Consider the following 23,517-nt stretch of genomic DNA (forward strand, 5'->3'; position numbering starts at 1 on the left):
TTAGAGCGATGCACCATGACACTTCCTGGAAATGAGTCTCCTGAGAATATGTTTTTCAATTATATTGAATATTTGTACTCTACAAATGATGCAACATTTTGGCGTAATAAAAATATTTACGGACAAGGCTATACCAAACAAAAATATGTTAATGACATTCGTCCTGAAATACTATCTATTAAAGATAAAGTTGAAGAAAGTAAAAGATTAAATGGGACATCAAAAGGCATTGAAAGAGAATTAAATAAAAATATCTTCAATAGACATTCAAGTTTCTTTAGGCTCGTAATATTACATTGGTTACAAAACCCAACTAACAGTAAAGAAATTCATCTGTTTGCTAAAAATCTAGAGAAATTATTTTATAAAGTATGTATGCCGAATGGCATTGAGCGTAAAGAATGGCAATTTTCATATTCTATTGAAAAACACTCTGAAAATTGATAGAATGTTATATTAAAACAGTGGTGAACGATGAACTATAGCCCTTTGAGATATCCTGGTGGGAAAGCAAAACTTGCTCCTCATATGAAAGATATTATTCGTAAAAATAACCTTGAAGGGTGTCTTTATGTTGAGCCCTACGCTGGGGGGGCAGGTGTTGCCCTTAGTCTTCTTTTAGAAGGTTGGGCCTCTAAAATTCACATAAATGATGCCGATTTGGCTGTTTACTCTTTTTGGAAAACTGCCACTGAGCATACGGAAGATTTAATTAACTTCATAGAAACAGTGAATGTCTCTATGGAAAGCTGGCATGAACAAAAATATATACTTGAAAACCCATCTTTTTTCACTTTGAAAGAATTAGGTTTTGCATCATTTTTTCTTAACCGAACAAACCGCTCTGGAATTTTGAAGGGTGGAGTAATTGGTGGTAAATCACAATCTGGCAACTATAAATTAGATGCCAGATTCAATAAGAAAAACTTAATTAAAAGAATAATTAAAATACAAAAACACGCTGAAAAAATAATCGTATCTAATGATGATGCAGCATTATTGTTGCAACAAATTAAAAACACCCAAAATGAAAAAGTTATTGTATATTTAGATCCTCCCTATTATGTTAAAGGTCAGGGATTGTATAGGAATTATTACAACCATGACGATCATATTCACATAAGGGATATACTATTAGACTCTAATTTTAATTGGATTGTATCCTATGATAATAATGATGAAATCAAATCAATGTACAGTTCATTTAGACAGATAGATTACACTTTAAATTATAGTGCTCAGTTCAAATCTAAAGGAAAAGAGGTTATAATTTATTCTAACAGTTTGAATACACAGGATACTTAAATTTAGCATGGATATTAAGGGAATAATACAATTATTAGGGGAACAATATAGCCCTCTGGCTATTTTCTCTATCATTTCAGTAATGGTAATTTGGACTTTTATTACAGTATTTGTCAAAGAAATAGCCACGAAGAAAGCAAAAGAAAATTATGATAAAGAATTAAAACTTTTAGATAAAACACACACAATTGAAATTGAAAATCTAAAAAATAAGTTACAGGCCGAGAGAGACGAGAAAGCAACAATATTCAAAGAGCGTTTATCAATATATAAAAACTTTATGTCTACTGTGGATAAATTAAACCTGAAGGGCTCGGAGTTTATTCTTTCCGAAGCCAAAGAACTCATGCTTAGTTATTTTGAAATACCTCCTTTTTTCTCTGGAGCTAAGGAATTAGAAAGGCAAATACAAACTGAATTTAATAGAAAAGCCTCTAATTACATTGCCGAATTAACAGGTCTGCAAGCCTCATTGCATAGCCAACTATCTGAATTACTTTTAGTTTCAAGTTCAGATTTGAAGAATGAATTACAAACTTACAAAGAAGGACTAGCTGATTTAATTAGTTATAGCAATGGCATACTGACATTTATGGGCACGAAAGACTTTAGAACTGAACTGATGGTTACTGGTAACGTAAAAATGGAACATTTATACGCTCCCTATGCAGAAAAAATAAAAGAACTAAAAATGTTGCACACAGATTTAATTGATCTCATTAGAGAAGAGTTAAATATTCCAAACTAATCTTTTATGAAACAGTATAGCAAATTTTAACAATGGATATCTAAAGGATTCTATTAATCAATTCCTTTGTTAATTAAACTCCCGCCATCTGCATCTATGTTCATTATTATTTTATACATTCATTCCCTTCTTAACACGGAAAACCGTAGCTCTACCGCAATCGCACAACTTAGCGATCTCGTCCGGTGTGTTCTTCCCAGCCTGTAACATATCGATAATCTTGCTATGTAGTTCTTTGTTTTTTTGCTTGCCTTTGTACTTCTTAGCCTCTTTAGCAAGGGCAATCCCCTCCTGACGGCGTGATGCGATCATGCCTCGCTCAAACTCCGCTACGGCTCCCATCATTGTTAGAATCAGGCGTGATTGAGGGGAATTATCAAAACTCATTGAATTTGCAAGAAACTGCACAGTGATCCCACGTGCTACAAGGCTATCAATTATTTCAAGTAAATCGCGGGTATTACGTGCAAGGCGATCAATTGAATGAGCAATGAGAGTGTCACCTTGGCGTAGGTGAGAAAGAAGGTTCAACAATTCAGGTCTTTCGCTGGTGGACTTGCCTGATTCTTTCTCTGTAACGATTTTGTCACAAACTGGTTCCAGTACTGCCAACTGACGCTCAAGATTCTGATCCTTCGTTGAGACTCTCGCATAACCAAAAATCATTTTCCTTCCCTCGCAACCGATTAGTATCATTTTAACTAACTGAATGATACTGTATCATTTAAATGCATTCAACATCTAAATGATACTAAACGAGACACAAAAGAGGTGTATCACAAGGGACTACCCAAAAGAGATTTTTTGATCGTGCGTTTTTTAGTCGATATCGGATTAGTGAAAAGTTCTGTACTGAGATCTGAGTTCACGGCATTTGGTTGACAGGGTTGAACCTGATCAGACGAACGAGATTTTAAATCGTGCGGAAAAAAACAGACTCTACTTTTATCTGAGTAAACGATCCCTTTAACTTTTTGGTCAAAAAATGGGTGAACTGGGTTTCGATTATTTTATGTTCTAAAGGCTGGTAACTTAGCGGCATTTCCATTTCTGTATACAGAAGGCCACAAAAGCGGCCTTAGATAATGTTTATGCCCGCATATCTGGCATTGCCCTACAGTAGAGTTGATGAGACAATTCCTTACGACAAACTAAATTAGCAAAATCAAGCTGGCGTACATTTATATTGATTTCTAACCACTACAGGTTTCCCTTGAAACTTAATGCGTTGATAATGGTACATTGTTGCTTGATTCACTATCACTATCAAATTCGCATTATCACGAAAAATTCCATTTTTCACTTTCTTTAAATTGTTTTGTATAAGATTTTTATTTTTATAGTATTCAAGCACTACATGATCATCACTACTATATGACCTGAGCACTGTATCTGTTTTGACTGTTCGCATCACAATATTCGCTTGAATATTAGGGTACTTACTGACACCATCCTCAGTAAAATTATAAACGGGAGTATTTTCATAACAAAATAAATCGGCTCGAACTACACCAGAGAATGACAGTCCAACTAAAACCACCGTATATATTAATACATTCATTATCATACCTCCGATTTCCATACAGTTTATATCACCTAATACAAAAAATCATTACAACTACTTACAGCAATGATTAATTATAAGTTAGGGCAATGAATAAGCATTGCCCTTATTATGAACTATTCGCTAAAGGTTATCCTCTTTAAACAACTGTTCTAAGTTCAATGTTATATTCTTTTTATTCAATTCTTTTTCAATACATTCCCAACGCTTACGTTTAGCATCCTTAAGATTTGCTACGGCATTTTTTGCGTCAGCATCGCTCATACTACCGATATTTGATTTAAGCTGATAATCAAGATCATCATATTTTTGATGTTCTGATTTACATACGCCAGAAATCGCTTTAGTTACAAGTTTGCTATCTTTATGCGGATCATATGTTTTGTATGCGGCAAAAGTCGAAGTACTGAATAACAACCCTAAAATTAGTAACTTTTTCATTTTATATAGCCTCTTAGTTATATGTTTCTAAACCAAAATAACAATACAATTTGATACAGAAAACATCATATTATGGATAACACGCATTATAATCACCTCCATTTTTCTGAACGCATTGTAGCTTCTCAGGAAAATATGCCTCTTGAATTACTGGTTTGGCATTAGGACGAGAAAGGTGATTAGTTTGATTAATTAGTGAAAAAACACATTCTCTGAAAATGTTTTCCAGTTCAGTTTTCTTCTTAGAGTAATCGGCATTAACGATATCCCTTCTATACATTTCCTGTTTTAGCATAGACTTAGGAAATTCACTGAATGGTCGCCAATCCTGAGAGTCTTTCCATGCTGTATATGGAGCTAATTGATTTTTCAATTCCTCACGGCAATTAGATTTATCTATTGCCAAATCATACAATTTAAGACTTACCCCATAATCTAAATAGTCCGTTTCTGCCACATCTCTTTCTACTGAATCATTTGAATAAGATGCTATTTCATCAAGTATCTTTTTAGTCAATTCAGTATTTTCTTTTAGATCTTTACTGATTAACTCTTGTGCTCGCTCCTTTCTACCAGAATCGGAAAATATAGCCACATACTTAGCCACCTTATCCTGTTCAGCTTTATCGGCTGCCGCTAACGCATCTTGAGCCGCCTTTTCAGCCTTTATAACTTTTTGCTCTTCTACGAATTTGGCATAATCGGCAACGTTAGTAATGTTATTTTCACGAGCAATAGAAAAGTCTTTTCCGTCTTTAAATCCAAGTTTTTGTGCTCTGGATTCATCACTTGAGGATCGGGCAGCACTCGCCACGAAAGCCAGTACAATGATCAGTACTGGCACTGTATAATTGTTAACAAGTTTATAGGGTAAGTACTCAGCCCGGAGAGTACCTAAACCCAAAACAGCCCAACCTATCGCGGCAGTACTTGCCAGTAGCAGGCACAATCCAGCGAGGGAAAGCATGACTACCGACCAGAAGCCAGTACCGACTGAGAAAAGATCACCAAATTTATCCATTGACGCAAGGAATAAAAACACTCCCCAAATGCCAAAAATTCCTATTTTAAAATATTTACTCACCGAAATTATCCTTTAATAATTGTCCAAATCAATGGTTCGTTCTATTTGTATTATCGACAATAATTCGTTTGCCTTTAGGTAGCTCCCTTAAAAAGGAATCCCCCCAAAGTTTATAGGTTAGCAGTTGTACCACTCTCACCGTTTTGTCACTCCCGTTAGCTTCTCTCAGGCCAAAAGTAAGGACTTAAAGCCGTCCGTATTCAGGTTCTCAAGAGTAACACGCACGTTCGATTTAGATTGATATTAACGATCAATTTGACGACAATTGATCGTTACAAACTATCGATATCTATTAATTCAATACAAATCAATAGGTAAAATCGATCAAGGGGATTAGTAGGACATGAAACTGGCTATATGTCTGATTTCAATACAGGAGTACTGACGATGCCACCACACAAACGCTCTCAAAACATTGCTACGGCGTTTTATGGAGTTTTGTACGTTGAGGTATGCCAGTAATGAACATCACGTTCAGGGGCTTCCTGTGCGTTTTGTCCGAAACACCATCATGGAGCGGGATTAATCGGATCGGGGTGCTTCGCTCTGGTCAGTACTGACAGGGCTTTTCCAGCAACTGAAACAGCAGATACCCCACGAAGTACAAAAGGAATGATTTGTAGAATAAGTAATTAAATAACAGTTAGTTACGCACTTACTGGCAGAACAAGAAACGCAATTGGGTTCGCTCTGCCTGTGACCGAAGGGAACGGGCAGTAGAACCGAATCCAGCGAACAGTACACGCAAAGCGGGTACTGTTTAATTCTTTTATCTATATAAACAATGAGATAACCATCAAGTACTCACTGCGTGAGCACTCTCACTAACTACCCGAAACAGTTCGCTTGCTTCGCCGCTCCCGTTTTCAGGTAGTTAATTCGCTTTCGCTCGTTTTTATGTCCGAAATTTATTACCTAAAGGAATTTAAGGTATTATTTTTCGGACATTTATCCGTTTTTATGATGGTGTTCTGGACTTCAATTTCTGCTTGTTTTTTGTACTTCACTTTCGTATTTGTCCCACATAGCCTTTATTTCTTCAGTATTGAGACCTGCGTTGGTAGCACTGGCAAGAAACGCCCTGAACGCTTCTAACTCAAGCCCTGGGTTGCTGTCTTTCCAGCGGCGGAAACGCTTTGCTTTGGTATCATCGAGTGTGAAACGCTTTTCCTTGTTCATTGAGCCTTGCGGCCTGCCTCTCTGTCCTTGTTCATCATCATCAATACCGAGATCTATGTACTCAATATTGTCTGTAAGAGATCTGGCCTGCCACTCATCAAAAACATAGACTATCTGCGTTTCAGTACTGTCAAAATTCCTCGAAATCCCTCGTAGTACGAACTGGTGTAGACTTTCGTATTCCCTTGCGATGTGTATCGCCTCGCCGTCAATCTTAAAGAACAATTCACACTGTTTAGCTTCTGTTTCAGAGGGACGCATACAGGCCAGCCAAACGCACGTGAGCAAGTGTTGGTACTGGTTGAATCCTCTGGCATCCGGGCTTATCTCTGTGCCATTCTTGAGGCTCTGAGAGTCACTTTTGTTCTTCGTCCAGTAGAAGTCTTGCCCGTCAAGTCTGGCATCGAGGAAGTCGTATATTTTTTGTACTTTATCAGGGTTGTTAGTTTTCCATGTCCTTGATAATTTGAATTTTTTAGAGAAGTAATAAACCTTTAGCCTGTCTTTGAGTTCTGTTTCTCGTGTCTGTAATCCTTCAAGTTCAGTACTTTCAAATAGTTCTTTATTGCCTTTATAGATCAATGAGTTTTCGAAATTAGCTCCGAGAAAGGTGATTGATACGTCTTTGTACTTATTGAGATCTTTCCATGCGGTAATATTAAGCTGTTCCTTTTCCGCATCGATAAAGTACTCATTATTCATTATAAAAAGATCATTATCATTCAATACTGAAAGTTGATTTAAAATGTTCCTTACTACATCCCCCTGTACTTCTGGGTTTCTTTCAGCCGCAATATACATATTTCTGTCATCTAATGGCTGTACTTTGTGGATTAAAACATTACGGATGACGTTTTTTATTTCAGTATTACCTTCATTTATATTCTGAAAAGAGTGAAAATTAGTCACGTCGTCAATATATACATTCCAGTTAGATAACAATTCACGAGGTATTTTGAAAAACGTTTTATCTGTTATGATTAATGTTTTATTACTTCCAGATGAAAGAAATTCAATAACTGAACTAATAACGCTTTCATCTTTTGAAACTGTATCCGTAATAATACACTCACAATCATTAAGTTTCTTCACTGTCTGCTTAATAAGCTCTTGTGTGTTCTGTACTAAAATATATCTTTCAGTACTGTTATTGATTATATTACATATAGCTGTGGTTTTACCTGAACCACACTCAGCAGATACGTACTTAAACTTGTTATAAATAGGTGTAGGATTAATCATTTGTACACGCTCCATATTGATTAATTTAGAAAGGCCGATTCGTTCCAGTGAGTCGGCCTTTCGTCGTTTTAGTTATTAGTATTTAGAGTACACATTATCAAACCTTAATCCCAAGCAATAATAAAACACATAAAAAAACAGAATTAATTACCAATTAGATGCTCAACTGTTTTTAAGTCATCATTCTGGACACCCATGTACAGTATTTCACCATTTTTACTATTAATTACGATAGCTTGTTTTTCGTTAATGGCTATGTAATTAACAACTAAAAATATAGCATCACTATAGCGTTTTACAATAATGTTTTTAATTACACGTCTAATCTTGATATTAAAATCGAGTCTTATATCTACATTCGTTGGATCGCGTAATTCCTCTGAATATTGTTTCAACTCATCAAATGCACTGACATTCACATTCAAATGTTTTAGATTCGATATTTCAGATTCAATTTCTCCTATTTTCTTCTGTAAGTTTTTCAAAATTCTCCTATCATTAGGATCGGGTATATCCTCTTTCTCGATATCTTGTAATATCTCATCTTTATACTTTAAATGTGTTAACAACTCCATTGAAAGATGATTTACTCTAATCTGAACTTTAGATTCATTCGCATTCAATGATGAGAAATCAAAATTCCTTATATGTTGCAATAATGCATTTTCAAAAAATTTGTATTTAAATCCACGTTCCTGACATCTATCAATCTTAACGAGACTTCCACCACAACGAAAGTATGATTCACCATTAGCTTCAATACTGTTAACCTGAACATATCTACCACACTCCATACATATACATAAGCCAGCAAATAAATTATTTGCCTTGCGATGGATTTTACCAACGGGATTCCTCTGTTTCCGTAGTTGATCAACGATATGGAATAGTGATAAATCTACAACTACTGGATAGATAACAAGACCACTCAGTTTTTTCCTGCCAGTTGAATTGAATTTTCCAATCAATCTCTCATCTTTTATTATCTTGTTTAAATGAGCAATAGTTGGTTCACTATCATTGATTAACATTCTCCTTTCTTTTAATACATCGCGTATTGCTGCCGGACCGAAACCGTCAGCATACATCTGGAATATAAGATTGTACTTTTCCCTCTCCCCTTCCTTGATTACATATCCATTGTTTTTTACTTCCAACCATGATGGGACTCGATTAGTCAGTACTGCTTTACCATCAATTGCGTTTTTGATTCTTTCATCCCAATTCTTGATACTCAATCGGGCTTTGCGTTTACTCTCGTTATGAGCACGCTGTAACCCGCCCGTAATGATACTGAGATCGCTACTGGAATGATGTATTGTTTCAGTTTCGACTTCATGGATATCACATCCGGCAGTAATCAAATTGAGGAATAAATTAGCGGCTTTAATTGGTTCTGCTCGACTAAATCGGTCAAGGTTCTCAATAACTAAAACTGCATTGATGATTTTACGATCCAATACATCATCAATAAATGATTTCAGCACTGAACCATCTTCTATGTTCTTACCGCTATACGCCGAGATACCTTCTGCGAACAACCAGTTAACCGATCCTAACTCGTATCCTCGATTATGTAGAGAATCATCGTAAGCAGCAACGTAATCCCGCAGCATTTCTTGCTGTCTCGACATACCATAGCCATCTTTAGCTTGTCCTCTCGAACTGACGCGAGCATAGCAATACACCGCTTTTTTCATTTAATTTTTCCTAAGACCACAACAGTAATAAGCAGTATATCATGGTGGTCATTGGCATTATTGCGATTCTGAGCGCCATCGGCGTCCCCGCCTATCAGAACTACCTGCGCAAAGCGGCGCTGACCGATATGTTGCAAACCTTCGTCCCCTACCGCACCGCCATTGAGCTGTGCGCACTGGATCATGGCGGCGTGACAGGCTGTGACGGCGGCAGCAACGGCATCCCTTCCCCGACGACAACGCGTTATATCTCGGGCATGAGCGTAACGCAGGGCGTCGTGTCATTAACGGGCCAGGAGAGCCTGACCGGGCTGGAGGTGGTGATGACACCCCAGTGGAGCAGCGGCAACGGTATGACGGGCTGGAAACGCAGCTGCAATATCAGTAACGACAGCGAGCTCAAACAGGCCTGCGAAGACGTTTTCCGCTTCGACAATAACTGAGGAGCGGCTAATGAAAACCGATCAACTCGTGGCACTTTGTCTGCGCCATCATGCTCTGCTGCTCACCAGCGACAGTGACAGGGTAAGCATCGCCGTCGTGGGAACCCCCGCCAGTGAACTGATGGAAGCCCTGCGCTTCGCGACCCAGAAACGGGTTGATATCGAGTGCTGGAGCGCAGAACGCATGGAAAAACACCGGCAGCTCATGTCGCAATCGCATCTGCCCGTCGTTTCGCAAACACACTCAACGGTCGATATCCTCAACCACACGCTGCAGCAGGCAATAAACCAGCGCGCATCCGACATTCATATCGAACCGGGAGAGCATGCCTGTCAGATCCGTTTACGTATCGATGGGGTGCTTTACCCACAACCTCCGCTTTCCGCCTCGCTGGCCAGCCAGTTCAGCGCACGTTTAAAAGTGTTGGGTAATCTGGATATTGCAGAGCGCCGCTTACCGCAGGACGGTCAGTTCACGATTGAGCTGGCAAACGCGCCGGTCTCATTTCGGATTGCCACGCTTCCCTGCAACGGTGGCGAGAAAATTGTACTGCGTCTTCTGCATCAGGTTCAGCAGGCGCTGGAACCGAAAGCGCTCGGTATGAGCGCTGAACAACTGGCCCGTTTTAATGGGGTACTCCACCAGCCGCAGGGGTTGATTCTGGTCACCGGCCCCACCGGCAGCGGCAAAACCGTGACGCTCTACAGCGCGTTGCAGGCGCGTAATACTCCGGAGGTCAACATCTGCAGCGTGGAGGATCCCATTGAGATTCCCCTGGCGGGGTTAAACCAGACACAGATAAATCCCCGGGCGGGTTTAACCTTTCAGAGCGTGCTCAGGGCGCTGCTGCGTCAGGATCCCGACATCATTATGGTTGGTGAAATTCGTGACGGTGAAACGGCCGGGATTGCCATTAACGCCGCGCAGACCGGACACCTGGTGCTGTCGACACTGCACACGAACTCAACAACGGAAGCCCTGACGCGTCTGGAGCAGATGGGCGTGGCGCGCTGGATGATATCTTCCGCACTCTCGATGGTAATTGCCCAGCGGCTGGTCCGGCGTCTGTGTCCCCACTGTCGTCGGGAAGCCAGCGAGCATGCGGATTTACCTCGCGCAGTGTGGCCCAGACCGCTTCCCCGCTGGCAGCCCACCGGCTGCGATCGCTGTTATCACGGTTTTTATGGCCGGGTGGCCATTTTTGAAGTGCTCACGATCGACAATGACCTGCGACAGGCCATTACCCGCGGAGCGGGAACAGAAGTGATCGAGGCGAGCGCCCGGCAGACGGGAATGGTTTCTCTTTTTGAGCACGGCTGCATGGCTGTTGAAGAAGGGTTGACCACGATTGAAGAGTTGATTCGCGTCCTGGGCATGCCCGATGCCAGCTAACCGGCTCTGGCGCTGGCGAGCGCTCACCAAAGAAGGAGAACCCCGAAGCGGGACGCTCTGGGCTACAGACCGCAATGCAGCCTACAGCAGGTTGATGCGTCACGATCTTCATCCTCTAACGCTGACCCGCTGCACGCAGAGACACCGCTGGCAGCCACATCACTGCTATGAGATGTTTCGCCAGCTCGCCACGCTGCTGCAGGCTGGGCTGACATTGTCCCACAGCCTGCAAATGCTGGCTGACCAGCATCCGTCAAAACCCTGGCAGGCGCTGCTGCAAAGTCTTGCTGATGAACTCAGTGAAGGATGCCCCTTTTCTGAGTCACTCAAAAAATGGCCTGCGGTTTTTAGCCCACTGCATGTCTCGATGGTAAAGGTCGGAGAACTAACCGGGAAGCTTGAGGCGTGCTGTCGTCAACTCGCGCAGCAACAAAAAGCGCAGCAGCAACTCAGTGCGAAAGTGAAAAAGGCGCTGCGCTATCCGGCGATCGTTCTGACGCTGGCCGTCCTCGTCGTGCTGGCGATGGTCACCCTGGTCTTGCCCGAGTTCGCCGCGATCTACAAAACATTTAACACTCCGCTCCCGTGGCTGACACAAAAGGTTATGGGAATAGCAGCATTTATGCAGTCCTACGCCCTCGCATTGTTTGCCGTGATACTGGCAACCGTCACTGGCGCGTGGGCTCTGCGGCAGAATCCTCGCTGGCAGCGCATTCTGATGCATATGCCAGTGATGGGGTCGCTGGCACAGGGCCAAAAGCTGGGACACATTTTTACCGTTCTGTCGCTCACGCAGCAGGCGGGGATCGCCTTTTTGCAGGGGCTGGAGAGCGCAGAGGAGACCGTTGATAGTCGGTACTGGCAGGGAATACTCCGCACGATTCGGGAGGACGTTGAAAAAGGTTTCCCCGTCTGGTCATCCTTTCAGAGAGCGGCCATGTTTACCCCGCTGTGTATCCAGCTTTTACGAACCGGTGAAATGTCTGGCGCGCTGGACAGCATGCTGGCAAACCTGGCCCGCCATCACACGGAACAGACCTTGCAACGGGCCGATAATCTGGCGGCGCTTCTGGAGCCATTGCTTCTGATTGTAACGGGAGTCATCATCGGCACGCTGGTGGTCGCCATGTACCTGCCGATTTTCCATCTGGGGGATGCGATGAGTGCGGGATAGTGCTGACGTGCTGGCGCACGGAGATGCGCCAGCAAAAGCCCTTACAGGCTGTTGAAAACGCGGTTTTCCTGTTCCTGAACGCGAATAAACGTCGTGCGTTTCGTCAGCTCTTTCAGGCGGGATGCCCCCACGTAGGTGCAGGCGGAACGCAGGCCACCGAGGATATCACGTGCGGTATTTTCAACCGGGCCGCGCAGGGGCAGCTTAACGGTTTTGCCTTCTGCCGCGCGGTATTTTGCCACGCCACCAACATGACGGGTCATTGCAGACTCAGAGCTCATTCCATAGAACAGCATAAATTTCTCGCCGTTCTCTTCAACCACGGAGCCACCGCTCTCTTCGTGGCCTGCCAGCATACCGCCGAGCATCACGAAGTCCGCGCCGCCGCCGAAGGCTTTTGCCACATCACCCGGCATGGTGCACCCGCCGTCACTGATGATCTGGCCGCCCAGCCCGTGCGCCGCATCGGCACATTCAATGACTGCGGAGAGCTGAGGATAACCGACGCCGGTTTTGACGCGCGTGGTGCACACGGAGCCCGGCCCAATGCCCACTTTCACGATATCTGCACCGGAGAGGATCAGTTCTTCACACATTTCGCCGGTTACCACGTTGCCCGCGATGATGGTTTTCGTCGGCCAGGCTTCACGCGCCTTGCTGACGAACTGCACGAAGTGCTCGGAGTAACCATTCGCCACATCAATACAAACGAAGCTGAGTGCCGGGTTCGCATTCAGGATCTGTTTGGTCTTTTCGAAATCGGCATCAGAGGTACCGGTGGAGACCATCACATGCTTAACCACATCAGCAGATGCGGACGCAACAAATGCATTCCACTCTTCAGGGCTGTAATGTTTGTGTACGGCAGTCAGAATGTCGAACTGTGCCAGGGCGGTTGCCATCTCAAAGGTTCCCACAGTATCCATGTTGGCAGCGATGATCGGCACGCCAGACCAGGTCTGACCGGAATGCTTAAAGGTGAACTGACGTTCGAGTTCAACGTCTGAGCGACTTTTCAGTGTAGAGCGTTTAGGGCGGATGAGAACGTCTTTGAAACCTAACTTCAGATCTTCTTCGATACGCATGTGCGGATTCCTGGGGTTAGAGGCAAATATGTTAAAAGCACAACTCCAGTGACGTTATCATACGCACTAATACCTGCTCCGCAAGACTGCGAAATTCTCTTTTTTTACGCTACAATCCTATAAATTTACCTGGTAAAAAGCCGGTAAACAGGGCTAAACAGTTGCTGGCGCACCTTAGAGTTTTAATCAACTGATTTTAATAATGAATAATTCCCAGGATTTGATTTAATGGGGTATATCGTTGCATTAACCGGCGGCATCGGTAGTGGTAAAAGTACCGTTGCGGACGCGTTCTCTCGTCTGGGTATCACGATTATTGATGCCGATATCATTGCCCGTCAGGTGGTAGAACCAGGTACACCCGCGCTAAAGGCTATCGAAAACCACTTTGGTCAGAGCATCCTCACTGCGGATGGCACGCTTAATCGCCGCCAGCTTCGTGAGCGTATTTTTGCTGACGCGTCGGAAAAGCGCTGGCTTAATGCCCTGCTCCACCCCATTATCCACCAGGAAACCCAGCGTCAGATTGCTGCGGCCAACTCTCCCTACGTAGTGTGGGTCGTTCCACTGCTGGTGGAAAATCAGCTGCAGAAGAGAGCCGATCGGGTACTGGTGGTTGATGTCTCTCCCGAAACGCAGATCCAGCGAACCATGACGCGTGACCACGTCTCACGTGAGCATGCTGAACAAATTCTTGCCGCCCAGGCCACGCGCGCTCAGCGCCTTGCCGTTGCGGATGATGTCATTAATAATAACGGCGCACCAGATGCCATTGCATCGGATGTTGCCCGTCTGCACGCGCAGTATCTGACGTTCGCCGCGCAGGCCGTTGCACAGGAAAAACCATAATGTCGACACACATCCTTTTTGAGCATCCGCTCAACGAAAAAATGCGTACCTGGCTGCGCATCGAATTCCTCATTCAACAGCTTTCACAACATTTGCCTGTTAACGATCATGCCACGGCGCTGCACTTCTTCCGCAACGTGGGCGATCTACTGGATGTGATTGAGCGCGGCGATGTCCGCACAGAGTTGCTCAAAGAGCTGGAGCGTCAGCAGCGTAAATTGCAGGCATGGGCTGAAGTTCCGGGAGTGGATGTAAGCCGTATCGATTCCCTTCGTCAGCAGCTTAAAACCAGCAGCAGCAACCTGATGGCTGCGCCGCGCGTCGGGCAGTTTTTGCGTGAAGATCGTCTGATCGGTCTGGTGCGCCAGCGCCTGAGCATCCCTGGCGGCTGCTGTAGCTTCGATTTGCCGACGCTTCACATGTGGCTACATATGCCGCAAGTGCAGCGTGACGCACAGGTAAACAGCTGGCTGAAAAGCCTGGAGCCCATGCAACAGACGCTGTCGCTGATCCTCGATCTGATCCGTAACTCAGCGCCGTTCCGCAAACAAACCAGCCTGAATGGTTTCTACCAGGATAACGGCGATGATGCCGATCTTTTGCGCCTGAATGTATCGCTTGGCGAACAGCTTTACCCACAGATTTCAGGGCATAAGAGCCGTTTTGCAATTCGCTTTATGCCGCTGGACAGTGAGAATGGCACCGTGCCGGAACGTCTCGATTTTGAACTGGCCTGTTGTTAAGGAGTGCCGATGTCTGATATCACCACCGTTAACTGCCCAACCTGTGGCAAAACCGTTGTCTGGGGCGAAGTGAGTCCGTTCCGCCCCTTCTGCTGCAAACGCTGTCAGCTCATTGATCTGGGTGAATGGGCGGCGGAAGAGAAACGTATTCCAAGCGAAGGCGTTCTCTCGGACAGCGATGACTGGAGTGAAAACCAGCAGTAGTCTGTAAAGCCTGCTGGCGCTTCGCTTAGCAGGCCTACGGCTGTGCGACTAACCGCAGGATCACAGGCTCATTGGCCGGCGGGAATTTTTCGGCATCACTTGCCTGAAGTTCAACCCAGTTACCCGGCTGCCCCTCTTTTCCCCAGGGTTCGCCTTCCCAGTTTTCCACCAGCCAGAACCACAGCGTGATGTGCCTGTCCGGGAACTGGTATTCGAGCTTATCAAACAGCGTGGCGCCAAGCGGAGTGATCCCCACCTCTTCCTGAAGCTCGCGAACGAGCGCCTGTTCCGGCGTTTCACCTGACTCGATCTTTCCGCCGGGAAACTCCCATTTGTTTGCCATATGGGCGTCGGCAGCGCGCTGGGTAATGAAGATTTGGTTTTGCGGGTTGCGAATAATCCCGACGGCAATTTGCAGTATTTTCATCGTGTCACTTCCATAAAAAAGGCGCAGATGTCTGCGCCTTTTTGTTTTTTTATGAACTTAGTTCAGACGGCCGTGGCACGCCTTGTACTTTTTACCGGATCCACATGGGCACGGATCGTTACGACCCACTTTACGATCCCCGGTCTGCGCGGCGATTGCTGCGGCGGCTTCGCTGTCGTCAGTCTGGTGGCTAAGCTGCTGCATCTGTGCCAGGCGCTCAGCTTCTTCACGACGCTGCTGCTCCATCGCTTCCACTTCTTCCGGCATACGCACCTGAACCTTGCTCAGGGTGCTGATCACTTCATACTTCAGTGACTCCAGCATAGAGGCAAACATAGCGAAGGATTCACGCTTGTATTCCTGTTTAGGATCTTTCTGCGCATAGCCACGCAGGTGGATCCCCTGACGCAGATAGTCCATCGCGGCCAGGTGCTCTTTCCACAGGGAGTCCAGGGTCTGCAGCATCACACCTTTTTCGAAGTGACGCATCATCTCAGCGCCAACGACCTCTTCCTTACGCTTGTATACGTCCAGCGCGGTTTCAAAGATACGTTCGCGCAGGGTTTCTTCATGCAGTTCAGGCTCTTTGTCCAGCCACTCTTTGATTGGCAGATCGAGGTCAAAGTCGTTTTTCAGACGTTCCTGCAGGCCTTCGATATCCCACATCTCTTCCAGAGACTGCGGTGGAATATGCGCATCGATTGTCGCCTTAAACACATCCTCACGGATGCTGTTGATGGTTTCGCTTACGTCAGACACGTCCAGCAGTTCGTTACGCTGGGTGTAAATTGCGCGACGCTGATCGTTAGCCACATCGTCATATTCCAGCAGCTGCTTACGAATATCGAAGTTGCGGCTTTCCACTTTACGCTGTGCGTTAGCAATCGCTTTGGTGACCCACGGGTGCTCGATAGCTTCGCCAGGTTTCATACCCAGCTTACGCATCATGCCGGACACACGGTCGGAGGCGAAAATACGCATCAGCGCATCTTCCATCGACAGGTAGAAGCGGGAAGAACCGGCATCCCCCTGACGACCCGCACGACCACGCAGCTGGTTATCGATACGACGAGATTCGTGACGCTCGGTACCGATGATATGCAGACCGCCGGAGGCCAGAACCGCGTCATGACGAACCTGCCAGTCGGCCTTGATCTGTGCAATCTGTTCAGGGGTTGGGTTTTCCAGCTCTGCCACTTCCGCCTGCCAGCTACCGCCCAGCATAATATCGGTACCACGACCCGCCATGTTGGTGGCGATGGTCACCGCAGCCGGATAACCCGCCTGTGCAACGATTTCCGCTTCTTTGGCGTGGAATTTAGCGTTCAGAACGTTGTGTTTGATACCCGCTTTCGTCAGCTCGTGAGAGACCACTTCGGATTTTTCGATGGAGATGGTCCCCACCAGCACCGGCTGGCCTTTCGCGGTACGCTCGCGAATATCTTCGATGATGGCCTGAATTTTTTCCGCTTCGGTCATGTACACCAGGTCCGGCATGTCCTTACGGATCATTGGGCGGTTGGTTGGAACGACCACGGTGTCCAGCTTGTAGATGGAGCTGAATTCAAACGCTTCGGTATCAGCCGTACCGGTCATCCCTGCCAGCTTCTCGTAAAGGCGGAAGTAGTTCTGGAAGGTGATGGAGGCCAGCGTCTGGTTTTCGTTTTGAATATCCACGCCTTCTTTGGCTTCAACGGCCTGGTGCAGACCGTCAGACCAGCGACGTCCCTGCATCGTACGGCCGGTGTGTTCATCAACGATAATCACTTCGCCGTCTTTCACGATGTAATCGACATCGCGGGTGAACAGCGCATGGGCGCGCAGGGCGGCAGTCACGTGGTGCATCAGCATGATGTTGCTCGGGGAATAGAGAGATTCACCCTCTTCCATGATGCCTTCAGCCACCAGCAGCTCTTCAATTTTCACCAGACCACGTTCGGTCAGGTTCACCTGGCGCGCTTTTTCATCTACGGAGAAGTGGCCTTCACCCTGGAAGGTGTCGGAGTCTTCTTTTTCCTGACGCAGCAGGTGTGGAATGATTTTGTCGACTTTACGGTACATCTCAGAGCTGTCTTCAGCCGGGCCGGAGATGATCAGCGGTGTACGCGCTTCATCGATCAGGATGGAGTCCACCTCATCCACCAGCGCATAGTGCAGTTTACGCTGGACGCGCTCTTCAGGGCTGAACGCCATGTTGTCACGCAGGTAATCGAAGCCGTATTCGTTGTTGGTGCCGTAGGTGATATCCGCGTTGTACGCTTCACGTTTAGCTGGCGCGGGCAGACCGGACATGTTGATACCCACCGTCATCCCGAGGAATTCGAACAGTGGACGGTTGTTTTCGGCGTCACGCTGTGCCAGATAGTCGTTGACGGTGACGACGTGTACGCCTTTACCGGTCAGGGCGTTCAGGTATGCCGGCAGCGTTGCGGTCAGGGTTTTACCTTCACCGGTACGCATTTCCGCGATGCAGCGCTCATTGAGCACCATACCGCCCAGCAACTGAACGTCGAAGTGACGCATGCCAAATACACGCTTACTCGCTTCACGCACCACGGCGAACGCTTCCGGGATCAGGCTTTCTAAGGTTTCGCCTTTTTCCAGACGCGCGCGGAATTCTGCCGTTTTCGCTTTCAGCTCATCATCAGAGAGCTTCTCCATCGCCGGTTCCATACCGTTGATGACAGCAACAGCTTTGCGCATACGGCGCAGGGTACGATCGTTACGACTACCAAAAACTTTAGTTAACAATTTGATTAGCATAATAAATTCTCAAACGCCCCATTGTGGGCAGATAAATTAAGGTATTGAAAAAGTTAATTTAGCTGAGGCGCTGAGGCCCGGCGCGAATGCCGTGAGCCTGGCTAATCCATGTTGTGACAGAGAATAAGACGGGAGAAACGAGCGCACGTTGCGCTGACTGGCGAACCATGACCGGCGGCTGACTGTCCTGCGTGAGCAGCGCGTTAAGCGTGTCCAGCAGGGCAAGATGCTGCGCCTGGACCGGCAGCGTCTCTTCAGCAACAGGCATCGCCTGCGGTGCCATTGCAAATGACAGATGACGAATTACCGTACGGATTGCGTGCTGGTGCCAGTAATCAACGGAGAAATTCGGGCGGCGATTGGCTTCAAGCCACGCAAGGTTAGTAAAGTTAACCCGCGTGTTGAGATCGTGTTTGGTTGTGGAGGTCTTCGCCGGCGTCGCCGCTTCGGCACTGTTGCTGAGCGCAGGCAAGCCGAGACTCGCCGCGACCATCCCTAATAAGAGATGCGGCCAGAAGTAACGTCTGCCAAATTGTCGCCAGCGCGTCAGTATTCCGCTCACTTGCTCCACCACATAAGCCAGCCCGGTACAGGCTGAATTCAGTTATTTTTTTAAGCGCCCAGATATTACCACTAAAGCCAATATACATCAGCAGGAATGAGGTGCCGCCGCGGGGAAAAACGGTCAAGAATGCAGCTAACGCACACATTTTCTGCGCAGAGTAAATAAGGGATAACGCAGGGGGCAATCAACGAAGGGTAAAAATAAAAACGACTGGTCTTCCTGGTCGGAGAGAGTACCAGGTTAACCAGTCGATTTTTTTACGAAACGGGATGAACCGTTACGCCAGAACCATGTTTGGTGCTTTGAAAGCCAGCGGCAGTTCCGCTTCGTCTTCAAAGGTCACATATTCCCAGGCTTCCTGTTTAGCCAGGACGGCCTGCAACAATTTGTTGTTCAGTGCATGACCGGATTTGAACGCGGTAAATGCACCAATAATGTTGTGACCACACATGAACAGGTCGCCGATAGCGTCCAGCATTTTGTGACGAACGAATTCATCTTCAAAACGCAGGCCGTCTTCGTTCAGTACGCGATAATCGTCAACAACGATGGCACAATCGAAGCTGCCGCCCAGGCACAGGCCGCGGGACTGCAGATATTCGATATCACGCATGAAGCCAAATGTACGGGCTCGGCTGATCTGACGCATAAACGCATCGGCAGAGAAGTTCATCGCATAGCGTTGGGTGCTTGCATCAATCGCCGGATGGTTAAAGTCGATGGTAAAGTCCAACGAGAAACCATTGTACGGTTTGAATTCAGCCCATTTGTCGCCATCTTCGACGCGAACGGTCTCTTTGATGCGAACAAATTTCTTCGCGCAGTTCAGTTCTTCGATGCCGGCATCCAGCAACAGATAAACGAACGGAGCAGCACTGCCATCCATAATCGGGATTTCTGGTGCATCGACTTCAACAATAATGTTGTCGATACCCAGCCCCGCCAGGGCGGCGTTCAGGTGCTCTACGGTAGAAATCCGCACGTCATGCTCGTTCACCAGACAAGTACAGAGCATAGTATCACGCACAGATTTGGCATCGGCCGGAAAATCTACCGGTGGATTCAAGTCAGTGCGACGATAGATGACCCCGGTATTGGCCGGCGCAGGGCGTAACGTCAGTGTGACTTTCTTGCCGGTATGTAAACCGACACCCGTCGCCTGAACGATACGTTTAAGTGTCCTTTGTTTGATCATCGTATAATCTCGCCAAATTAACTATCCAACCGAGAGTGTATATCACTAACGGTGGGCCAGTTTAGCACAAAGAGCGCAAATCCCCAAATTCCAGCCAATTCTTAGTCAGCTTGCTTACGCAGGAACGCCGGGATATCCAGATAATCTGGCTCTTTCGCCGTTTGCGGCGTTGGGTCGTTCACCACTTTCGCGGCCGGTTTCTGCTCCTGAGTCAGAGGAGACATCCCGTGCTGCTGGTAACGATCCATTACCGGTTGCTGAGTCTGTTTGTTGGTCACCAGGGTGATCTCAGGACGCTTGTCCATGCCGATACCGGTCGCCACAACAGTTACGCGCAGTTCGTCGTTCATTTCAGGGTCAAGAGACGTACCGATTACCACCGTCGCATTGTCAGAGGCGAACGCACGGATGGTATTACCCACGGTTTCGAACTCATCCAGACGCAGGTCAAAGCCAGCGGTAATGTTGACCAGCACACCGCGCGCGCCAGACAGATCGATATCTTCCAGCAGTGGAGAAGAGATAGCCATTTCAGCCGCTTCTTCTGCACGGTCTTCACCGCTCGCCACGCCAGAGCCCATCATCGCGTAGCCCATTTCGGACATCACGGTGCGAACGTCAGCAAAGTCAACGTTCATCAGGCCAGGACGGGTAATCAGTTCAGCGATGCCCTGCACCGCGCCTTTCAGCACGTCGTTTGCTGCACCGAACGCGTCCAGCAGAGAGATACCGCGACCCAGAACTTTCAACAGTTTGTCGTTCGGGATGGTGATCAGTGAGTCCACATGCTTGGACAACTCGGTGATACCCTGCTCCGCGAAGGCCATACGCTTCTTGCCTTCAAAATTGAAAGGCTTGGTCACGACAGCAACGGTCAGGATCCCTAAATCTTTCGCCACTTCAGCCACAACAGGTGCTGCGCCGGTACCGGTACCGCCACCCATACCTGCTGCGATGAAGACCATGTCCGCACCTTCCAGTGCAGCGCGCAGTGCTTCACGATCTTCTTCAGCCGCGTTGCGACCCACTTCCGGGTTAGCCCCGGCTCCCAGCCCTTTGGTGATACCACCGCCGATCTGGATAGTCTGGCCTACAGCCGTCTTACGCAGTGCCTGTGCATCGGTGTTAACTGCAAAGAATTCAACACCTTCAATGCGTTCACGCACCATATGCTCTACGGCGTTACCGCCGCCGCCACCGACGCCGATGACTTTAATCACCGCGTCGTTGGTCAGTTCCATAGGTTCAAACATAATTTCTCTCTCCGTTGTGCCTGTCGCCCGAGACCGCTAATTCTCTCCGGTCTCTTAAAAAAATTAAAACTCTTTTCGCAGCCAGTTGTTCAGTCGTTTGACCCACGACCCCACTGAGACGCGTTTTTCCACTTCTGCTTCACCACTGAGATGCGTTTCCTTCCCGTAGTGGAGCAGGCCAACAGCCGTTGAATAATACGGCTCCTGAGCATAATCCGTTAAACCGGTGATATTCAGCGGCGCGCCAATACGTACTTGCGTATGGAACACGCGCTGCGCACAGGCCGCAAGACCTTCAATTTGCGCTGCACCGCCGGTTAATACAATCCCCGCCGCAAGATGATGTTTCACGCCCTGCTGACGAAGCTGTTCCTGTAACTGTAAAATCTCTTCGTTGACCAGATTGAGCAGCTCGGTATAGCGCGGCTCAATGACCTCTGCCAACGTCTGGCGCTGCAGGCTACGCGGTGGACGACCACCGACGCTTGGCACTTCAACGCTCTCATCTTTGCCAACGATAGACCCCAGCGCACAGCCATGACGCACTTTGATCGCTTCTGCATCGCTCGGTGGCGTACCGAAAGCGTAAGCGATATCGCTGGTCACCACGTTCCCCGCATAAGGGATCACTTTGGTGTGGCGCAGCGCACCGCCGGTATACACGGCCATGTCCATTGTACCACCACCAATATCGACCACACAGACGCCCAGTTCACGTTCATCTTCGGTCAGCACGGAATAACTTGCTGCAAGACCGGCGAAAATAAGTTGGTCAACTTTCAGGCCACAACGTTCAACGGCTTTTACAATGTTCTTCGCCATATCGTTGTGACATGTGATCAGGTGCACTTTTGCCTGCATACGTACGCCGGAGAGACCGACCGGGTTTTTAATGCCTTCCTGGTAGTCAATCGCGTATTCCTGCGGGATCACATGCAGCACGCGATGCTCATCGCGCACGCGCACGGACTTCGCCGTATGCACAACATTTTCAACGTCTTCCTGCGTCACTTCTTCTTCGGAAATCGGCACCATACCGATTTCGTTCTGGCAGCTAATGTGCTTGCCAGAAAGGGCCAGATAGACAGAAGAAATCTGGCAATCGGCCATCAATTCAGCCTGATCGATGGCGCGCTGGACGCATTTCACCACCGATTCAAGATCGTTTACCCCACCTTTATCCATACCACGGGACGGGCAACTGCCTACGCCAATGATATTGACCATACCGTCGGGCAGAACTTCCCCTACTAAAGCGGCAACCTTCGCGGTGCCAATCTCCAGTCCAACTACCAGTTTTCTGTCCGTCGCCTTGATCATTGTTGTTCTGCCTGTACCTGTGCCTGATTCTGTTGCTGATTAGGTTCCTCGACCGGAGCCGGTACCCAACCGACTGCTGCGCCTGAGTCATAGCGCAAATCAACGTAGCTTATCCGTTTGCCGTCAGTCTGTGCCTGCTGCTGTAAAACCGGGTAAAGTTCTACAAAACGCGCCAGACGCTTCATTGTGTCCCCGCGACCCAGGTTGAGCTTAATGCCGTTCGTTAACGTCAACTGCCAGGAGCGGCGCGCCGTCATCGCAGCATCTTTTAACGTAAACCTGTCCTTCGCCAGCACCTGACCCATTTCACGAAAACCCTGTAACACTTCGTTTTCGCTACCTTCAGGGCCATACAACATCGGTAAATTTTGCTTGTTGACACGATCGGCCGGGACGCTGAAGGAGTTTCCGTCTACGTCAACCATGTGCTGATCATTCCAACGCGCAATGGGCACATATTCAACCAGATGAATCTTCAATTCATCAGGCCATTGCTTTCTTACACTCGCCTGTTTTATCCATGGCAGACGTTCAATCTGGCTCTGGATAATATTAACGTCCTGAGTCATAAAGGTGCCGGGCGACCCCAGCGCCAGAATTGACTGGCGAATATCATCGTTACGCGTGTAGTGGCGCTCACCGGTGACCACCAGCTTAGAAAGTGGCAACCGCTGCGCATCTTCCATCCAGCCCAGTACCATCCAGCCGCTGATAAACACGGTGCACAGCACCCCGAGCAGGAAAATAATGCCTGCAAGACGCGTTCCATTACTCCGGCGTGAAGAGGCGTATTCTTCTTCGTCATCGCGGTTGCGCGTGTTCAATGCAGCCTGAGACATA

The 23,517-nt window shown here is 47.3% G+C and carries 22 protein-coding genes and 1 pseudogene; 9 read left to right on the plus strand and 14 right to left on the minus strand.

The window, feature by feature from the left end:
* The 3 genes and pseudogenes from C5687_RS24555 to C5687_RS02995 all read left to right on the plus strand — a co-directional run.
* Positions 1–444 (plus strand): annotated as a pseudogene (locus C5687_RS24555) (AAA family ATPase); the annotation flags it as partial.
* Positions 445–474: 30 nt separating this feature from the next.
* Positions 475–1,305: a DNA adenine methylase gene (locus C5687_RS02990; protein ID WP_087450423.1), complete on the plus strand. Its 831-nt coding sequence runs from the start codon at positions 475–477 to the stop codon at positions 1,303–1,305.
* Between the two features lie 7 nt (positions 1,306–1,312).
* Positions 1,313–2,053 (plus strand): hypothetical protein, encoded by a 741-nt coding sequence (locus C5687_RS02995; protein WP_087450422.1) that lies wholly within the window; start codon positions 1,313–1,315, stop codon positions 2,051–2,053.
* A gap of 111 nt (positions 2,054–2,164) precedes the next feature.
* Here C5687_RS02995 and C5687_RS03000 read toward each other — a convergent pair whose 3' ends face one another.
* From C5687_RS03000 to C5687_RS03025, 6 genes are all read right to left on the minus strand, one after another.
* Entirely contained in the window at positions 2,165–2,719 is a 555-nt protein-coding gene (locus C5687_RS03000; RefSeq protein ID WP_085036383.1) for a recombinase family protein, read from the minus strand.
* 499 nt (positions 2,720–3,218) lie between these two features.
* Positions 3,219–3,614: a hypothetical protein gene (locus tag C5687_RS03005; protein WP_133060311.1), complete on the minus strand. Its 396-nt coding sequence runs from the start codon at positions 3,612–3,614 to the stop codon at positions 3,219–3,221.
* A 126-nt stretch (positions 3,615–3,740) separates the two neighbouring features.
* A complete protein-coding gene (locus C5687_RS03010; RefSeq protein ID WP_024558698.1) occupies positions 3,741–4,058 on the minus strand; it encodes a hypothetical protein in 318 nt (105 codons plus the stop codon).
* 70 nt (positions 4,059–4,128) lie between these two features.
* On the minus strand, positions 4,129–5,142 hold the full coding sequence (locus tag C5687_RS03015; RefSeq protein WP_104556385.1) for a hypothetical protein: 1,014 nt from the start codon (positions 5,140–5,142) through the stop codon (positions 4,129–4,131).
* Positions 5,143–6,120: 978 nt separating this feature from the next.
* On the minus strand, positions 6,121–7,563 hold the full coding sequence (locus C5687_RS03020) for a DEAD/DEAH box helicase family protein (RefSeq protein WP_087450419.1): 1,443 nt from the start codon (positions 7,561–7,563) through the stop codon (positions 6,121–6,123).
* Positions 7,564–7,706: 143 nt separating this feature from the next.
* Positions 7,707–9,263, minus strand: a complete 1,557-nt coding sequence (locus C5687_RS03025) for a recombinase family protein (RefSeq protein WP_104556386.1) — start codon at positions 9,261–9,263, stop codon at positions 7,707–7,709.
* Positions 9,264–9,304: 41 nt separating this feature from the next.
* Between C5687_RS03025 and ppdD the strand changes: the two genes are divergently transcribed.
* Genes ppdD through hofC form a run of 3 tightly spaced genes read left to right on the plus strand, consistent with a single transcriptional unit; the run spans position 9,305 to position 12,273 of the window.
* Positions 9,305–9,706 (plus strand): prepilin peptidase-dependent pilin, encoded by a 402-nt coding sequence (gene ppdD / locus C5687_RS03030; RefSeq protein WP_104556387.1) that lies wholly within the window; start codon positions 9,305–9,307, stop codon positions 9,704–9,706.
* Positions 9,707–9,716: 10 nt separating this feature from the next.
* The gene (gspE, locus tag C5687_RS03035) at positions 9,717–11,099 is read left to right on the plus strand and encodes a type II secretion system protein GspE (protein WP_104556388.1); all 1,383 of its coding nucleotides are present in this window, start codon (positions 9,717–9,719) and stop codon (positions 11,097–11,099) included.
* Positions 11,089–12,273 (plus strand): protein transport protein HofC, encoded by a 1,185-nt coding sequence (hofC, locus tag C5687_RS03040; RefSeq protein WP_104556389.1) that lies wholly within the window; start codon positions 11,089–11,091, stop codon positions 12,271–12,273. Before gspE ends, hofC begins: the two co-directional genes overlap by 11 nt.
* Before the next feature lie 41 nt (positions 12,274–12,314).
* Here hofC and C5687_RS03045 read toward each other — a convergent pair whose 3' ends face one another.
* On the minus strand, positions 12,315–13,358 hold the full coding sequence (locus C5687_RS03045; RefSeq protein WP_104556390.1) for a GMP reductase: 1,044 nt from the start codon (positions 13,356–13,358) through the stop codon (positions 12,315–12,317).
* Positions 13,359–13,586: 228 nt separating this feature from the next.
* Here C5687_RS03045 and coaE point away from each other — a divergent pair, with 228 nt between their 5' ends.
* The 3 genes from coaE to yacG are packed head-to-tail and all read left to right on the plus strand — an operon-like array spanning position 13,587 to position 15,154.
* On the plus strand, positions 13,587–14,207 hold the full coding sequence (gene coaE, locus C5687_RS03050; protein WP_047957755.1) for a dephospho-CoA kinase: 621 nt from the start codon (positions 13,587–13,589) through the stop codon (positions 14,205–14,207).
* On the plus strand, positions 14,207–14,950 hold the full coding sequence (gene zapD / locus C5687_RS03055; protein WP_104556391.1) for a cell division protein ZapD: 744 nt from the start codon (positions 14,207–14,209) through the stop codon (positions 14,948–14,950). Before coaE ends, zapD begins: the two co-directional genes overlap by 1 nt.
* A 9-nt stretch (positions 14,951–14,959) precedes the next feature.
* Positions 14,960–15,154 carry a DNA gyrase inhibitor YacG gene (gene yacG, locus C5687_RS03060; RefSeq protein ID WP_104556392.1) on the plus strand — a complete coding sequence of 65 codons (195 nt, stop codon included), beginning with the start codon at positions 14,960–14,962 and terminating at the stop codon, positions 15,152–15,154.
* Positions 15,155–15,188: 34 nt separating this feature from the next.
* Here the strand turns inward: yacG and mutT are convergent, their stop codons facing one another.
* The 7 genes from mutT to ftsQ all read right to left on the minus strand — a co-directional run bounded on the left by mutT (position 15,189) and on the right by ftsQ (position 23,516).
* Positions 15,189–15,581 (minus strand): 8-oxo-dGTP diphosphatase MutT, encoded by a 393-nt coding sequence (gene mutT, locus C5687_RS03065; protein WP_025756761.1) that lies wholly within the window; start codon positions 15,579–15,581, stop codon positions 15,189–15,191.
* 57 nt (positions 15,582–15,638) lie between these two features.
* Positions 15,639–18,344, minus strand: coding sequence for a preprotein translocase subunit SecA (secA, locus tag C5687_RS03070; protein ID WP_025756760.1), 2,706 nt, complete (start codon positions 18,342–18,344; stop codon positions 15,639–15,641).
* A gap of 58 nt (positions 18,345–18,402) precedes the next feature.
* On the minus strand, positions 18,403–18,906 hold the full coding sequence (secM, locus tag C5687_RS03075) for a secA translation cis-regulator SecM (protein WP_162299935.1): 504 nt from the start codon (positions 18,904–18,906) through the stop codon (positions 18,403–18,405).
* Between the two features lie 280 nt (positions 18,907–19,186).
* Positions 19,187–20,104: a UDP-3-O-acyl-N-acetylglucosamine deacetylase gene (gene lpxC / locus C5687_RS03080; RefSeq protein ID WP_025756758.1), complete on the minus strand. Its 918-nt coding sequence runs from the start codon at positions 20,102–20,104 to the stop codon at positions 19,187–19,189.
* A gap of 101 nt (positions 20,105–20,205) precedes the next feature.
* Positions 20,206–21,357: a cell division protein FtsZ gene (gene ftsZ, locus C5687_RS03085; RefSeq protein WP_008501978.1), complete on the minus strand. Its 1,152-nt coding sequence runs from the start codon at positions 21,355–21,357 to the stop codon at positions 20,206–20,208.
* A 63-nt stretch (positions 21,358–21,420) separates the two neighbouring features.
* A complete protein-coding gene (gene ftsA / locus C5687_RS03090) occupies positions 21,421–22,677 on the minus strand; it encodes a cell division protein FtsA (RefSeq protein ID WP_025756757.1) in 1,257 nt (418 codons plus the stop codon).
* Positions 22,674–23,516 carry a cell division protein FtsQ gene (ftsQ, locus tag C5687_RS03095; protein ID WP_025756756.1) on the minus strand — a complete coding sequence of 281 codons (843 nt, stop codon included), beginning with the start codon at positions 23,514–23,516 and terminating at the stop codon, positions 22,674–22,676. The genes ftsA and ftsQ overlap by 4 nt, the downstream gene beginning before the upstream one ends.
* Position 23,517: the final 1 nt, after the last annotated feature.

This window comes from Enterobacter sichuanensis (assembly GCF_002939185.1).
Classification (GTDB): Bacteria; Pseudomonadota; Gammaproteobacteria; order Enterobacterales; family Enterobacteriaceae; genus Enterobacter; species Enterobacter sichuanensis.